Genomic DNA, 14,493 nt, shown 5'->3' on the forward strand with positions numbered 1-14,493 from the left:
CCATCCCTCCTCAAATCTCATCGCCCAATTCATTCCGGCTACCGTTCCTCTCCATCTCCGGTTCTTCCCATTGCTGCTCCAATCGCTCTTCGTCAGCAATGCCCTGAATATCCTCGGAGCTGATGCTAATATAACGATACCCTTCCTCCTGCTGACGCTTGAGCGCTTCTTCTTTTACGAAGCGCGGGCTGCCTTCTCCTGCATCTTCGTCATATACTAGCACAATGCCGTCTGTTTTGCGGAACAGCAGTTCATCACGCGCTTTGAATTGCCAGATGCCCTGATACGGCTGGTTGCTGACGATGCCGTGGAAATCAATGCCTTTCAAAATCTGATTGTAATAGTCCTTCTTGTCATCGCTCCAACGTTCCTCTGGATTAGCAAATGCGGACAATATCGACACCCGCAGCTGCGGATACTCTTGCTTCAATTCAATTGCCGTCTCGCATGCCCACAGATCGACGCCGTACTGTCCGGGCGTAATCACCCATTCCAAGCCTTCTTCCAGCAGCGGAATTAGCTTACTGCGGATCGCCTGACGGATATAGTGGATGCCTTCATGCTTTTGACTGAAAATGCTCAGTTCATGCGCACGGTAGCCGGTGACGAGTAGATTCTTCATGCTGTTCTGCCTCCGCTTCCGTTTCCATTGTTCTATGATGTCCCTATACATGATTCTGTTATTCATCATATCATGTTACCGGACGAAAAGTGAAAAGCCTGCTCCATTGAAGGCAGCAGGCTACAATTATGAACAAGCGATTGATGTTCTGGATATTTCACGTAGACGCGTAAGTCACATAGAGGTATAGAACGACTCATTTCAATCATTATTACTACATATCACACACGAACAATCCATTGATTTTATACGCGAGCATACGAGTATGCAAGTCTCTTATGATATCGGAGTCAGTTTACCACCGTCCTGCAAGGTTACCGTTTTGCCGTTCAGCCAGCTGTTGGCACTGTTGTCGGCGTCGTAGTAGATCGTATGACCGTTGTCGTTGATATTTGCCAGCGTTGTGTCGCTGTCAGTCAGAGCAGTCACGTAGGAATTGGCAGTTACGTTCCAGCTGCTCGTTGCATCCAGCTTCAAGGTTGCCGATTTCAGCTTCTGATCGCTGTTCAGTGCGCCTGACCAAGTGCTACCAGTAGCCAGTTTGAGCGTAATCGTGCTCAGGCTATCACCGATAACATTGCCGGACAGCTCTTGATTATTCGCATTTAACGTCACAATCGCACCATTGGAACCGGTGGTGCCCCATTTGTCAGCTTGAGCCTGCAACAGCGTGCCGGAAGCTCCCGTTACATCGGCATTGGTCAGGTTAATGACTGCATCCGTATTCGTAGAATAGAAGATCGGTCCAGCAGTTGCATTGAGCGAGCCGCCAGTCATTGTAAATGTACCTGTGCCATCTTCAGCATCGCCGGAATAGCTTTGATAGATCATGACACCGCGTGTACCTGCACCAGTCAGGGATGTATTTTTCACCGTAGCGGAGTTGCGACCTTCGATAACGACAGCTTCGGAGCCAGTTGCTTTGATCGTCGCACCGGATACGGTAATCTTACCAGTAGAATAGATGCCTGGTGAGCCTTCGCCGGATGTGTTCATTGTGCCGCCAGTTACATTCACTGTACCTTCACCACGATCGGTAGCAATTGCGGCAGCGTGTTCGCCAGCTGTCGTGATCTTCACATTCGTCGCGTTGACTGTACCAGTCATCGTTGCATCCAGACCGCGCGAGGAATCTTGACTCGTTTGGATGGTGGAATCGGAGATGTTCAGTACCGAGCCTTCGCCAGTGGAGAAGGTAGCGTTAGAGCCGTCCGCATCGGTCGTAATGGATGTATTTTTCACGGTAACTGTACTGCCGGATTCCGACAGAACCGCAGCATTCAGACCGTAAAAGTTACTGTTATCTTCAGACGATGTATCGCCGGTTTTGGTGATAGTTGAGTCGGTCAGTGTCAGTGTTCCGCTGTCGGATACTTTGACGGCGGATTGGTCGGCTTCGGTTGCAGCAATCGTCTGATCCGATTTGGTGACGGTATCGCCGGATTGTGTATATTTGCCTGTACCTTCGACTTTGGCATCTGTACCGTAGCCGCTATCGGTGCCATCTGGCTTGGCTGGTGCTTGATCACCGTCCGGTTTGGCTGGCGCCAGATCGCCTTCCGGCTTGGCAGGTACATTCTCATCGGTATTGATATCTGCGCCAGTGCTGTCATCGTCTGCTGTAGCAGTCGTACCGCTGGTCAGCTTGACCGTAGAGTTGGTGCTATCATAGGCTGCGGTCACGCCGAGTGCTTTGGACAATGCACGGATTGGCAAATAGATCGTACCGTTATAATTGATCGGTTCTACTGTGTTACCAGAACTGTCAGTAAGTGTCGTTTGCTGACCATTCAGCATAATCTTCACATCGCTCAGTGCGGCGGAGACGCTTTTCTGAATGGGTGCAGCGTAAGCGGAGAATGAAGTGGTTAATACGGCGGTCAATGCTGCGCCGAGAATAAAGCCTTTGATACCGGATTTTCGTGTCATGGGAATTCCCTTCCTTTGAATAAAATAGTGTGTATGTCCTGTGTATGGATGAAGCGTAGTATACAATCAAATCCAAGCATGAAAGAGTATAAGTTCGTATAAAGGATCTTGTCGTATGTTCTCTTCCTGCTGACAAACACATCTTACTGCTGCTTTGTGAATTTCATATGTACGGTGAGGAATAATTGCGATCGTTTACAAAATAAAAATTCGCGCACAAAAAAGACCGGTTCGGATCATCGAATCGGTCTTTTTGGGATGAATATTATGGATGCAGTAAATCAGACTGCGCATGGAAAGAGATTAGGTTCCCATCTTTTTGCGCTGGTTGTTTACTTTTTTGGTCATCTGGCTTTTCATCGATTTGGTGCCGGTGGATTGTTGTCCGTTTCCACCTTTGCCTTGATTGCCTTGCTTTTTCTGTGCCAGCAGACGTTTGGCCATCTCGGCTTGACTCAGCTTTTTCGCTGAAGCCTCTTCCGATGTGGATGCTGGTTGATTATGTTCTGTCGTCAATAGACTCACCTCAGCTCCATCATAGCATATCGTAACCGTCAACTCTATCCCAAAACGACAACAATTGCCTGACGATACGCATGTACTTATTCTAGCAAATACACCTGTTGCCGATGCGTATTCAGCAATGCGAGTACCGCGCCGCCACTGCTGGCAGATAGGAACCGAAAGCGCTCGGCACCGCCGACGATCATTTCCGGTTGCATGTCATAACGCATACGCAGCGTATCTGGCAAATGATCCAGTATAATCGCACTCATCTCCTGCGCTTCCAGCCGATCCAGCAGCAAATGCTGATCCAGCGGACGATGGTTGCCGATCAGTTCGTCAATGTGGCGAAATTCGCCAGTACGCTGATAATGAGTGCGTGCGTATAGATAACTGTATACATTTTCCGCATACGAGCGAGCTTCAAAATTGGCAATGCTGGACAATGCCACCTGTACTTGCTCTCCGTAATCGACGGCGGACAGCTTCTCATGCAGATAATACTCGCAGTTGCGGTCAAAGTCCTCCACTAACCACGCGTACACCTCTGGAATATTCACCCCGCCAAACACGTCGATATCGCCAAGAAAGCGGTACTTGCCATCGTGATATTCAAAGCCCCAAATATGCTGCTCGCTATATAGCGCATCATCTAAACATTGCAACCCGTCTGTACTTAATAGATGAATCCGATACGCACGCTGATCTTCCAGATGCTCATGCGTAAACGACAACATCGGCAAAAAGTAACAGGTCAACGATGGATCTTCCAGTACATCCTCCGGTTCTGGAAATAGCGTAATCGCTGGATCTTCCGTTGTCGATACATAGTCATTCAACTTGCGCTCCATCATGAGAGTCACCTCCCGTTTAACCGTTCCCACCTTGGAACGAAGGGTATTTGGTCATGCCGCCATCGGCAAAAATGGTAATCCCAGTTACGTAACTAGCTTCGGAAGAAGCAAGCCATACGGCGACCGAAGCGATCTCGGACGGTTCCCCGATATATCCCATCGGAATCAGCTTGGTGACGGCTGCCTTTTTCTCCTCGTCTTCGAACTTCTCGGCATTGATCGGTGTGTTAATTGCGCCCGGTCCAATGCCATTTACCCGGATACCATTCGGCGCATATTCCATTGCCAGCGTCTGGGTCATCATCTTCACGCCACCCTTGCTGGCGGTATAGTGTACAAAATGCGGCCACGGAATAATCTCGTGCACGCTCGACATATTGATAATGCTGCCTTTGATATTATGTTTCAGCATGTAACGAATCGCTTCACGGCTACCAAGGAACGTCCCGGTCAGATTGACGTTGATTACTTTGTTCCAATCTTCCAATGACAGTTCATGCGATGGTACTTCATTTTCCATACCTGCATTGTTAACCATGATATCCATGCTGCCAAATGTATCATGTGCCGTCTGAATGATGCGCTGTGCATCCTCTTCATTCGACATATCGCCCTGAACATCAATCGCCTGCCCACCGGCTTCCTTGATTTTCTGAATCGCTTCTTCCACGCCATCGTGGTTGCTATGGTAATTAATCACTACATTCGCTTTTTCCTGTCCAAAACGAAGCGCAATCGCTTGACCGATCCCTGTTGCCGCCCCAGTGACAATGACTGTTTTGCCCTGCAAATCCGGATACATACTGTCGCCTCCTTGATCATCATGCTGTCGTATTCAGCTCATCTTTTACCAATACAGCTTGTTGCTGGTAAAAGAAGGTACAACCATTGGTTACACGAAATCGCATGATGGTAAACAGTCGCGCCCTTTGTTTTACGATATTCCAGCTTCCTTGAGCGCCTGAAGTAGCGATTGTGTCAGATTCTCCTCATTGTCGGACGCTGCGGGATGATCGTGTACGAATAACACTTCCGCCGCGTACGCATAATTGAATCGAATATACCCGCCAACACTATGATAAAATAGCTGCCCAGAATGCTCTGTTTCCAATCGCAAATCTGGCGGCCATTGCAAAGCGATCCGATCAGCCGTTTCCTTGAGTCGCAATCGTAAAGGTTCACGGCTGCTCGGATGTGGTGTACTCTCAGCACTAGAAGAACCCGATGTTCCAACAGCGTATGTCATATCCGCGCCGGGATCATTGACGATAAACACACCGCCTGCGCTGGCAACTGATGAAGAGGCGTTAGGTGTGGAATGATCATTTCCATACGCGGCTTGGCTAGCGTTTCCTTTTTTCGATTTGCCTTTCTGTAACATCAATTGATGATATTGCTTAGATTCATTCAAGGGTTCAAAATAAGCTTTCTCACGCAGCTGTTCATAACCGGGATGATAGCGCTTTCCCAGCTCTATATCCATAAACTGCTGCCACGATAATGTGCCCCAATCGAGTGATTCGATAATCGTCGCATGACGCGGCAACCAGATACCGCCCGGCAATTCACGATGCAGTGCAATCATATCGCCGTCAATTGTACTGGCAATTACGATACATTCTTCGAGCTGCTGGGCGGTAATGTGGCTGCTCTCATCATGATCCCATAACTCATATTGAGCAAACCCCTGCAACTGCTGCGCATCGGGTTGTTCAACATGCAGCAATCCACAATACGTCCCCTGTCCATACTGCTGCAAAAATTCATTGTACGCCGCAGGCAATGTAACTTCATGCTCCTGCTCCCACTGTCGCAACTGTTCTGCATCGATAAGATTGTTCTGCTTGGATACCAGATACATGTTGTTGCCTCCTTCATAATAATGCCTCTGATTTCTTTTAAACCATTCCGATCATCTTTATACAAAAAATTCCTCTGCGAATAGATACGCAGAGGAATACTATCGGTTGTTTGGCGTCATATTGTCATAATCAGCTGACGCTGCATCACTTGTCCAATCGCCATACCTGACTGACTATTACTGCCTACTTGGAGTTGTTATGCAGTAGATTCAGCACACCGCGCAGATCGGCAATAGGAATCTGTCCCGGCGCAGAGGCACGTTGGACAGCGCCAAAAGTCAACGCCGAACCGACCAGCTCACCTGCGAGACGACTGATCAATCCCTGACCACCCATCGACATCGTAATGAGTGGACGTTCCGCATACTGTTCTCGCATCGTGACGGTCGCATCCAGCAAAGCAATGACATCCGCAGCAGACGTCGGCATCACTGCCAGCTTCAGCAGATCGCCACCCAGCTCCTGTGCTCGGCGCAAACGTGAAATCATCTCTTCCTTCGGCGGCGTTCCCTGAAAATCATGATTGGAAATAATCACCGCCGTATGATGCTGATGCGCCTTGTCCACGATAGTCTGTATATGTTCGTCGCCGCTGAATAGCTCAATATCGATCAGATCGACCTGACCGGAAGCTGCCAGCGACTGATTCAGCTGTACATAATAATCGGCATCAATCTCGCGTTCTCCGCCTTCTTTTGCCGTACGGAACGTAAAGATCATCGGCACGGATGGCAAATACGCACGAATCTCCAGCAATGCAGCGCGAACGCGTTCTATACTATCCACATGTTCAAAAAAGTCCGCTCGCCATTCCACGACATCCACATCAGCGGTTTGTAAAAAGCGTGCTTCTTCCTGCAATTGTTCGGTGGTGCGACCGACGAGCGGCACGCATAATTTCGGTGCGCCTTCGCCAATCACCACATGTTTTACAATAACGGGTGTAAAGTCGTTAGACATAAATAAGCTCCTTTGCGACGAAATGATAAGGTTATCCATGCAGTATACAGGGCATACGCCGGACAGCAGTGAATGAAGTGTTCATGGTGTATGTATGGAATACTGCTGTGTGATAGCTGTCAGTAACAAGGATATGCCTATTGCCATCACACCGAACTGCCCGGCATGGACGTTCATTGCCCTAGTATACCCGTTATTGTCGCGCTTGAGAATGACAAGCTGCATGGACATTTTCTGCAATGCTGCTGTGGAGCGCTTTACCATGATGTAAGTTACAGCATCTAACACGGATCATGCGTTATGGTAAACCAAGCTAGCCATATCACGGAAAAAGAAGGTCTGTCTATTATGAATGTCAGGAAATTAGCGCAACGTTTCGGATTCAACACGTATGGACGAAAACAATTACAACGCGATCTGATCGCCGGTTGTACAGTCGGCATTATCGCCATTCCGCTCGGCATGGCATTTGCCATCGCTTCCGGTGTGAAGCCGGAAACGGGACTGTATACGACGATTATCGCAGGGATCTTGATCTCATTATTCGGCGGATCTCGATTCCAGATTGGCGGTCCAACTGGCGCATTTATCCCTGTCTTGCTCGCCATCGTGCTTCAATACGGATACGATAAATTACTTGTTGCCGGCTTTCTAGCTGGTATATTGCTCGTTGTAATGGGATTGCTTCGTCTTGGTGCGCTTATTCGTTTTATACCAAGACCTGTCACCGTAGGTTTTACCGCCGGGATTGCCGTTACGATTTTTACCGGACAGATCGGCAGCTTCCTCGGATTGACCGGCTTACAACGTCACGAAAGCTTTCTATTGAATATGAAAGAAATCGGCTTACATCTGCATACGATCAATCTATATAGCGTCGCAATCGCACTTCTCTGTCTGACCGCATTGTTACTCATTCCGCGCGTATTGCCCCGCATCCCCGCTTCACTCGTCGGTCTGCTCACAGCTACACTATTCTCCGTCTGGCTATGGAGCGGCAAGGTAGCAACGATTGGCTCTGCTTACGGTGAGATTCCAGCCGCCTTACCCGGTCTGCATGGGCTTGATCTGTCTTGGTCGACCATTGTACTTATGATTCAACCCGCTTGTATTATCGCTCTGCTCGGAAGTATCGAATCCTTGCTATCTGCTGTCGTGGCGGATGAGATGAGCGGTACGCGACATCGCGCCAATCGCGAATTGATCGGACAGGGCATTGCCAATATGATAACGCCATTGTTCGGCGGCATTCCTGCAACAGGAGCGATTGCTCGTACAGCTACGAATATCAAAAGCGGTGCCTTCTCCAAAGTGTCCGGTATCGTACATGGATTAGTCGTTCTGCTCGTCTTGCTGCTTCTTGCACCGTATGCTTCTGCTATTCCGTTATCCTCTATGGCACCGATTCTGATGGTGGTCGCTTGGAATATGAGCGAGCGGCGCAGCTTTGCGGCTATTTTGCGTTTGCGAAATGGAGATTCGCTAGTACTACTGGTCACTTTTCTGCTGACTGTCGGTACAACTTTAACGCTAGCAGTCGAAGTCGGCTTGGCGCTATCCATGATTATGTTTGTATACAAAAGTGCAGCCGCGCAGCAGATTCGGCAAGTCGTACCAGATCATCAACTCCGTCATGGTAAAGTAGCTCCCTTATCTGCACATGCTGGAGATAGCAATACGATGCATTGTGAGCGATTGTCTATTTTTACGCTTCAGGGTCCGCTATTTTTCGGATCGGTCAATCCGTTTGAACAGCCCGAATTTGTGCAGGCGTATCGACCGGAAGGTGTCCTGCTATTACGGATGGGCAGAGTTAGCCTGATCGATGCTTCGGGTGAAGCACGATTGCGTACATTACACAATCAAATCAGCCAGCATGGTGGCAGACTGCTGCTATCTGGTCTGGTTGCACAGCCGCTTCATCTGTTGAAGCGTAGCGGCTTGTTGCATCAGATTGGTGAACAGTGCTGCTTTGACCATACAGGCGAAGCGATCAGTGCCGCTCTGCAAACGGACAATCGTACCTGCTGTATCAATTGCGCTGGTGGTCCTTATCGAGAATGCCGTGCACTGTGTACAAACAGTGACCGACTATCCGATTCGTCCGAACGTTCGGTTTCCGCTGAGACTGCTATCCTCTGATTATGTTTTTGCTTGATTATTTGCCGGATTGGTAGAACCGTTCATGCGCGCATAGGTAGCATCGTCACATAATACGAACAGCTTGGCATCTTCCGGTATTGCGTCATTTAGCTTGCGGTTGATCGTCATATCATTACGATCACTGATCAATGTTGCACCTTCCGCGAGTAGCGCATGAAAAGCATCACCATAACTGCGCCATTCCGCACGTACTGGCACATGAAATAGATCCTCGCCATATCGCCGATTCAATAGCTGATTAATAATATCATTGTTGCCTTCGTGCAGCGCCGAACGTACCGCGAGACGTGAGATCGCATCATGAGATAGTACAAATTCATTAATATGTACATGACGAAAGTTTTTGATATGATTTTCCAGCATAATTTCTACGGTGGTATGTACTTGCGGGGCGATGCGTTCGATACTGGAAGCGACCAGCAGCGATTTGCCATCTACTAGAGAAGCATCGTCAATCCGCGAATCAGCGAAAATAATTGCCGATTGCGCATGGGCGATATTCGCCTGCGCCAGTACTTCTTCGCGCGTCGGATCACCATGCACATAATGCACCTGCGGATGATCGTGCGGATGCTTGTCCAGCTCGTCGATAATAATAATGTCCAATTGCGGATTACTGGAAAATAGCTCGTCAATCGCGTATTGCGCTTTTTTGCTCCAATTGATAATGACGACATGATTATGCCCGGTATAACTCAATTTGCCCGCGTCCCTTCTGCGATTGTATTCCCCCATGGAGTCGATGATTTTCCCGATAATCAGACTGAGCAGCCCGATCCCGAAGATGTATAGAAATATCGTAAATAGCTTGCCCGGTACGCGTTCCATAAAATAATCTCCGTACCCGACCGTCGACATCGTCGTCAGCACCCAGTACAGCGCATTAAACCAGTGCCCAAACGTCTGCGGTTCCAGCGCATACGCGATCAACGAGCTGACAAGAACAAACAGCAGTGCCGTAAACGCCAGCACCGATTTGCGCATTCGGATTAGCCGACGCGACAATTGAATCAGGATATGCATGAGTCTATTCCTTTCGTATGTATATTCTGTTGTTCACTTTGCTTATTCCATCCTACTCCATTTGTACTTTCATCCGCTATAATAAAAACAACGAGAGAGAAATCGCACACAAGTATGCTGCCAGTGGCAGATTCAACAAGGCAAAACAAAGGGGTAGGCGCACTATGGAGATTGCAGTTTCGGATTGGCTGTCTTATCTTAACGAAGACAATCTAAAGCGATGGATGAATGAATATCGGTCACTCGGACCATTGATTAGCATTCTGATTCCATTTCTAAAATCATTTATTCCACCGATGCCAACGGTGATCGTACTGGGCGTCAATGCCGCCGTGTACGGGCTATGGATCGGTTTTCTGTATTCGTATATCGGCATTATCGGCGGATCGCTGGTGGCGTTTGCGCTGATTCGCAAGCTGTCACAGCACCGTTATCTGGCGCGTCTTACTAATCGTCCCAAAGTAGATCGTACCCGGCGCTGGATTCGCGAACATGGATTTACGTATGTATTTCTGCTCAGTCTGTTTCCAGTCGGTCCATTTACGATGCTGAATATTGCGGCGGGCTTGAGCGGTATTCGCTTTCGCTCGTTTCTGATTGCGATTCTGTTCGGGCGAGGGCTGATGGTATTCGCCGTTTCGTTTATCGGTGCAGATCTGGCACTATACTGGGAAAAGCCGTGGTATATTGCACTTGTGGTGCTGTTCATCGTTGTCTGTCTGATGATCAGCCGCCGAATCGAAGCTTTTTTTAGCAAAAAGGATGAACAAATACAAGCTTGAACAATGATTGAGTTGCACAGGCAATGAAATTTACCAGCAACGCGGTCAGATATGGATGGAACGGGTAATTATACGTATAGCACCATATCGGCTGCCTGCAATGCCTTGGCGTTCATCGTGATCTTCGTCTACTGTTGACGAGTCGTATGATCGCATCATATTCAATCATGCAGCCGCCAGCTCCCAATTTTGGGTCGCTGGCGGTTTTGTTTTTTTATAAAAGGAAGGAATGAAACGAATGGATATCACACTGCTGCTCTCCTCTACGGCAGATCAGGATATAACGGACATGATGGAGCAATATCGCGCCTTCGGTCCACTGGTCAGTATTGCGCTTGCCTTTTTACTATCGTTTGTACCGCCACTGCCTACGATGGTCGTCATTGGGCTTAATGCAGCGGCAAATGGATTATGGTATGGCTTCCTCTATTCATGGCTCGGTGTAATGGTCGGCATATTGACCGTATTCCTGCTTGTTCGTCAATTGTCACACTGGACCTACATTCAACGCTTTGCTCAGCGAAAAAGTATTCGCAAAAGCTTGAGCTGGATCGAAAAGAACGGCTTTCTGTATTTATTTCTATTCAGCTTGCTGCCGTTCGGACCGTTTACGGTAATGCACGCAGCGGCAGGATTAAGCGGCATTTCGCTGCGTTCGTTTCTCATTGCTTCTGCAACAGGACGGGCGATTATGATCTTTATCGTGTCGTATATCGGTTCCGATCTGGACAGCTATATAGAGAATCCGTGGCTATTGTTGCCGATTGCTCTATTCATTGCTGCCGGATTATTTTTGGTCAAAAAATTGGAAAGCTGGGTTGGCAAGCACCACGAAGAAGCGGCTGCCACTGCTGACAGATAATCGCTTACCATGAAGCGATAGCCCCATCTGTTCGTGATTCCGTACCGCCGATCAGCACACCATTCTGCTCATCACGCACGATTATTTGTCCGCGTCCGAATCCACCGGAGCTGTTGGCACGGCGAATGACATGACCTTTGCGCATCAGGCTTTGGGCAAGATGATCGGGGAACGACGGTTCTACTTCGATCACTTTCCCTTCCAACCATTGCCAGCGCGGAGCATCTAGCGCTGCCTGCGGATTCAGCCCGAAGTCGATCATATTCATCACCACCTGCACATGCCCCTGTGGTTGCATAAACCCGCCCATCACGCCGAATGGACCGACCGGACGATTCTCCTTGGTCAGGAAGCCGGGAATGATCGTATGATACGTCTTTTTGCCAGGTTCCAGTCGATTATCGTGAGTAGTATCCAGTGAAAAGGAATGCCCCCGATTTTGCAAGCCAATGCCTGTACCCGGAATGACGATACCGGAGCCAAAGCCCATATAGTTACTCTGGATATAAGACACCATATTGCCTTCATCGTCCGCCGCTGCTAGATACACGGTTCCACCAGCTGGCGGCTCCCCCGGTGCGGGCTGCAATGCGGTATCGCCAATCAGCTGACGACGCTGTTCAGCATACTCGTCGGATAACAGCTGTGCGGCGCGGATCGTCATTTTGTCTTCTTGCGTAATATATTTGAGCCCATCGATAAATGCCAGCTTCATCGCTTCCATCTGCTTATGATGCGTATCGACCGTATCCCGCTCGGTAAAGGTATATCCTTTGAGAACATTCAGCGCCATGAGCGCGATTAGCCCCTGCCCTGCTGGCGGGATCTCCCACACATCGTAGCCGCGATAGTTTAACGAGATCGGCTGCACCCACTCCGGCTTGAACGACGCCAAATCCTCCTTACGCAAATAACCACCATGCGCACGAGAATGTGCATCTATCTGCTCAGCCAATTCCCCTCTGTAAAAGGATTCTGCACTGCTCTCTGCAATACTGCGCAACGTTGCGGCATGTCCTGGCGATGACCAGATCTCACCGATACGCGGTGCTCTGCCCTGCGGTGCAAATGTATCAAACCAACCACGATACTGCTCGCCTTGTAATACTTCACTGAACCGCTGATACGCTATATTCCAGTAATATCCGAGTGTAGGCGATATCGGAAAGCCCTGTTCTGCATAATCAATCGCTGGCTGCAACACTTCCGTTAAGGGCAAGCGTCCAAATCGCTGCGATAGCGCCTGCCACGCTGCGGGCGCACCTGGCACTGTAACGGGTGTCCAACCATACGTCGGCATCTGCTCATGCCCAGCTTGTTGGACTGCATCGATAGAGATCGACTGCGGCGCAGGACCATTCGCGTTCAATCCATGCAGCTCATCCTTCATCCAGACGAGTGCAAACGCATCGCCGCCAATGCCATTCGATGTCGGCTCCACTACGGTTAGGCATGCTGCTGTAGCGATAGCAGCATCGACCGCATTGCCACCCTTTTTCAAAATATCCAGCCCTGCCTGTGCTGCCAGTGGCTGTGACGTTGCCACCATCCCATTGCGCGCATACACGGCATTGCGCTGCGAAGGGTACGGGTAAAATAACGGATCAAATGTAGTCATCTTCATCCTCCATTTCAACAATTACGATGTATGCCCATTATAAACCAAAAACCGCAAAGCCGTTTCTGTCACGAAACGAATCTTGCGGTTTGCTGTTAAAGTATATTGTTGATCGGGGTTATTTTTAATTGTTCGGACGGTTGTTGTCCCGTTGATCGGAAGACTCATTTTTGTGTAGATCAATTGGTGGTGGCGTTGGACTTGCATTTGCACCACCAGTAGGATTGCTGTTATGAACGTCAGAAGAATGATACGGCGATTGCTCCCGGCGTTCACGCGAACGGGTAAACAGACGCTTGATCCAGCCAAATGCCGCAACTACAGCAGCTGCGATAACATACCAGAATTTCTTCAATAGCAGTAGCAATCCGAATTTCTTCGCAGCAACCAATCCAGCACCACCAACGATCAGACCGGTTAGTCCCATTTCGGATACATGGTCAGTCGACTCATTAAAATCGATATATTGATTGCCGCTATTTACACTCAGCTTCGGCAAAATCTGCTGCTCCAGCACTTTGCGGTCAGCAGCCATATTGTTCGGATCGGTCACAAGAATAACGGAAATGTATCCGGTACGCGTCAGAATGCGCGAATTATAGTTAATAATCGGCTGATTCTGATAATCTGCAAGTTTCAATGACCACGTTAGGTTGCGCGTACTCTCATCATACTTCGGCTCCTGATCCCAACCGATCACCTGCAACTGATTTTCCGCAGGCACTTGTTTGTTGTTTTCCTCGGTTCCTTCACGGTAGCTGTCCAGCAGATCGTCAGCGTCGATGTCGTTTTTCTCATCATCGGCGATATGACCGGAATCTGTATATTCAAACAGCACCCACCAGCTCTGATTCTCATCGGCAGGGAATACGCTACCGATCTCTTTGCCACTCGGAATATCGTTGGAGTCGGTCGTCATTTTCTTCGTATCATCGCCGTTCAAATAGTAAAAATCCTTACTCAGATCCAGCGAAGCGATGTCGTCCATTTCTACGTTCTGTGGTCCAGCTACCCAGTTGTATGTACTCTCTGTCTGCGCACTGCTGTCACCGGATGCATATGCAGGCGCTGTGCCTACCATCATCCATAAAACTGCCCCTGCGAGGGCGATACTTTTTGCAAATTTCAATCTGTACCTTCCTTTCCAGTATCGTTTATGCGATACTGTCCCTTTTGTATTTATATGCTATTGCTATTCCGCTTGTTACGCGGACCTTTGCATCCTATCATTTGCTTGCTATATAAATCAATACACAATCAATGTAAACATAAATAATTATGACTTTAGAACTATTTTCATAATCCAATCTATTC

Annotated in this window: 13 protein-coding genes; 3 read left to right on the forward strand and 10 right to left on the reverse strand. The window is 48.7% G+C overall.

What is annotated here, in order from left to right; translation table 11 throughout:
- Positions 1 to 10: 10 nt before the first annotated feature.
- From ACE3MZ_RS19260 to aroD, 7 genes are all read right to left on the reverse strand, one after another.
- Entirely contained in the window at positions 11 to 622 is a 612-nt protein-coding gene (locus tag ACE3MZ_RS19260; protein WP_411343724.1) for a DUF1273 domain-containing protein, read from the reverse strand.
- Positions 623 to 898: 276 nt separating this feature from the next.
- Positions 899 to 2,551: a stalk domain-containing protein gene (locus ACE3MZ_RS19265; protein ID WP_411343725.1), complete on the reverse strand. Its 1,653-nt coding sequence runs from the start codon at positions 2,549 to 2,551 to the stop codon at positions 899 to 901.
- A 303-nt stretch (positions 2,552 to 2,854) separates the two neighbouring features.
- Positions 2,855 to 3,067: a hypothetical protein gene (locus ACE3MZ_RS19270; protein WP_411343726.1), complete on the reverse strand. Its 213-nt coding sequence runs from the start codon at positions 3,065 to 3,067 to the stop codon at positions 2,855 to 2,857.
- An 86-nt stretch (positions 3,068 to 3,153) separates the two neighbouring features.
- Positions 3,154 to 3,909: a hypothetical protein gene (locus ACE3MZ_RS19275; RefSeq protein ID WP_411343727.1), complete on the reverse strand. Its 756-nt coding sequence runs from the start codon at positions 3,907 to 3,909 to the stop codon at positions 3,154 to 3,156.
- A 16-nt stretch (positions 3,910 to 3,925) separates the two neighbouring features.
- A complete protein-coding gene (locus tag ACE3MZ_RS19280) occupies positions 3,926 to 4,711 on the reverse strand; it encodes a glucose-1-dehydrogenase (RefSeq protein WP_411343728.1) in 786 nt (261 codons plus the stop codon).
- A gap of 132 nt (positions 4,712 to 4,843) precedes the next feature.
- Positions 4,844 to 5,770: an SMI1/KNR4 family protein gene (locus ACE3MZ_RS19285; protein WP_411343729.1), complete on the reverse strand. Its 927-nt coding sequence runs from the start codon at positions 5,768 to 5,770 to the stop codon at positions 4,844 to 4,846.
- 184 nt (positions 5,771 to 5,954) lie between these two features.
- Positions 5,955 to 6,731, reverse strand: coding sequence for a type I 3-dehydroquinate dehydratase (aroD, locus tag ACE3MZ_RS19290; protein ID WP_411343730.1), 777 nt, complete (start codon positions 6,729 to 6,731; stop codon positions 5,955 to 5,957).
- Between the two features lie 348 nt (positions 6,732 to 7,079).
- On the opposite strand from aroD, the gene ACE3MZ_RS19295 reads away from it, so the two are divergent.
- Positions 7,080 to 8,873 (forward strand): SulP family inorganic anion transporter, encoded by a 1,794-nt coding sequence (locus ACE3MZ_RS19295; RefSeq protein ID WP_411343731.1) that lies wholly within the window; start codon positions 7,080 to 7,082, stop codon positions 8,871 to 8,873.
- Here ACE3MZ_RS19295 and ACE3MZ_RS19300 read toward each other — a convergent pair whose 3' ends face one another.
- Positions 8,874 to 9,917 (reverse strand): potassium channel family protein, encoded by a 1,044-nt coding sequence (locus tag ACE3MZ_RS19300; protein WP_411343732.1) that lies wholly within the window; start codon positions 9,915 to 9,917, stop codon positions 8,874 to 8,876. It abuts the gene before it with no gap.
- 164 nt (positions 9,918 to 10,081) lie between these two features.
- Here ACE3MZ_RS19300 and ACE3MZ_RS19305 point away from each other — a divergent pair, with 164 nt between their 5' ends.
- Together ACE3MZ_RS19305 and ACE3MZ_RS19310 are read left to right on the forward strand one after the other, a co-directional pair.
- Positions 10,082 to 10,699 carry a TVP38/TMEM64 family protein gene (locus ACE3MZ_RS19305; protein WP_411343733.1) on the forward strand — a complete coding sequence of 206 codons (618 nt, stop codon included), beginning with the start codon at positions 10,082 to 10,084 and terminating at the stop codon, positions 10,697 to 10,699.
- Between the two features lie 229 nt (positions 10,700 to 10,928).
- Positions 10,929 to 11,561 carry a TVP38/TMEM64 family protein gene (locus ACE3MZ_RS19310; protein WP_411343734.1) on the forward strand — a complete coding sequence of 211 codons (633 nt, stop codon included), beginning with the start codon at positions 10,929 to 10,931 and terminating at the stop codon, positions 11,559 to 11,561.
- Positions 11,562 to 11,565: 4 nt separating this feature from the next.
- On the opposite strand, the gene ACE3MZ_RS19315 is transcribed toward ACE3MZ_RS19310, so the two are convergent.
- Together ACE3MZ_RS19315 and ACE3MZ_RS19320 are read right to left on the reverse strand one after the other, a co-directional pair.
- Positions 11,566 to 13,179 carry a gamma-glutamyltransferase family protein gene (locus ACE3MZ_RS19315; protein ID WP_411343735.1) on the reverse strand — a complete coding sequence of 538 codons (1,614 nt, stop codon included), beginning with the start codon at positions 13,177 to 13,179 and terminating at the stop codon, positions 11,566 to 11,568.
- A 124-nt stretch (positions 13,180 to 13,303) separates the two neighbouring features.
- Entirely contained in the window at positions 13,304 to 14,308 is a 1,005-nt protein-coding gene (locus ACE3MZ_RS19320) for a DUF2167 domain-containing protein (protein WP_411343736.1), read from the reverse strand.
- Between the last annotated feature and the right edge of the window lie 185 nt (positions 14,309 to 14,493).

The organism is Paenibacillus sp. WLX1005 (assembly GCF_046603685.1).
Taxonomy (GTDB): Bacteria; Bacillota; Bacilli; order Paenibacillales; family Paenibacillaceae; genus Saccharibacillus.

What these genes read in the sequence shown, in the direction of transcription:
- ACE3MZ_RS19260 (WP_411343724.1), bottom strand. Translation starts at nt 622, where the DNA reads ATGAAGAATCTACTCGTCACCGGCTACCGTGCGCATGAACTGAGCATT.
- ACE3MZ_RS19265 (WP_411343725.1), bottom strand. Translation starts at nt 2,551, where the DNA reads ATGACACGAAAATCCGGTATCAAAGGCTTTATTCTCGGCGCAGCATTG.
- ACE3MZ_RS19275 (WP_411343727.1), bottom strand. Translation starts at nt 3,909, where the DNA reads ATGATGGAGCGCAAGTTGAATGACTATGTATCGACAACGGAAGATCCA.
- ACE3MZ_RS19280 (WP_411343728.1), bottom strand. Translation starts at nt 4,711, where the DNA reads ATGTATCCGGATTTGCAGGGCAAAACAGTCATTGTCACTGGGGCGGCA.
- ACE3MZ_RS19285 (WP_411343729.1), bottom strand. Translation starts at nt 5,770, where the DNA reads ATGTATCTGGTATCCAAGCAGAACAATCTTATCGATGCAGAACAGTTG.
- aroD (WP_411343730.1), bottom strand. Translation starts at nt 6,731, where the DNA reads ATGTCTAACGACTTTACACCCGTTATTGTAAAACATGTGGTGATTGGC.
- ACE3MZ_RS19295 (WP_411343731.1), top strand. Translation starts at nt 7,080, where the DNA reads ATGAATGTCAGGAAATTAGCGCAACGTTTCGGATTCAACACGTATGGA.
- ACE3MZ_RS19300 (WP_411343732.1), bottom strand. Translation starts at nt 9,917, where the DNA reads ATGCATATCCTGATTCAATTGTCGCGTCGGCTAATCCGAATGCGCAAA.
- ACE3MZ_RS19305 (WP_411343733.1), top strand. Translation starts at nt 10,082, where the DNA reads ATGGAGATTGCAGTTTCGGATTGGCTGTCTTATCTTAACGAAGACAAT.
- ACE3MZ_RS19310 (WP_411343734.1), top strand. Translation starts at nt 10,929, where the DNA reads ATGAAACGAATGGATATCACACTGCTGCTCTCCTCTACGGCAGATCAG.
- ACE3MZ_RS19315 (WP_411343735.1), bottom strand. Translation starts at nt 13,179, where the DNA reads ATGACTACATTTGATCCGTTATTTTACCCGTACCCTTCGCAGCGCAAT.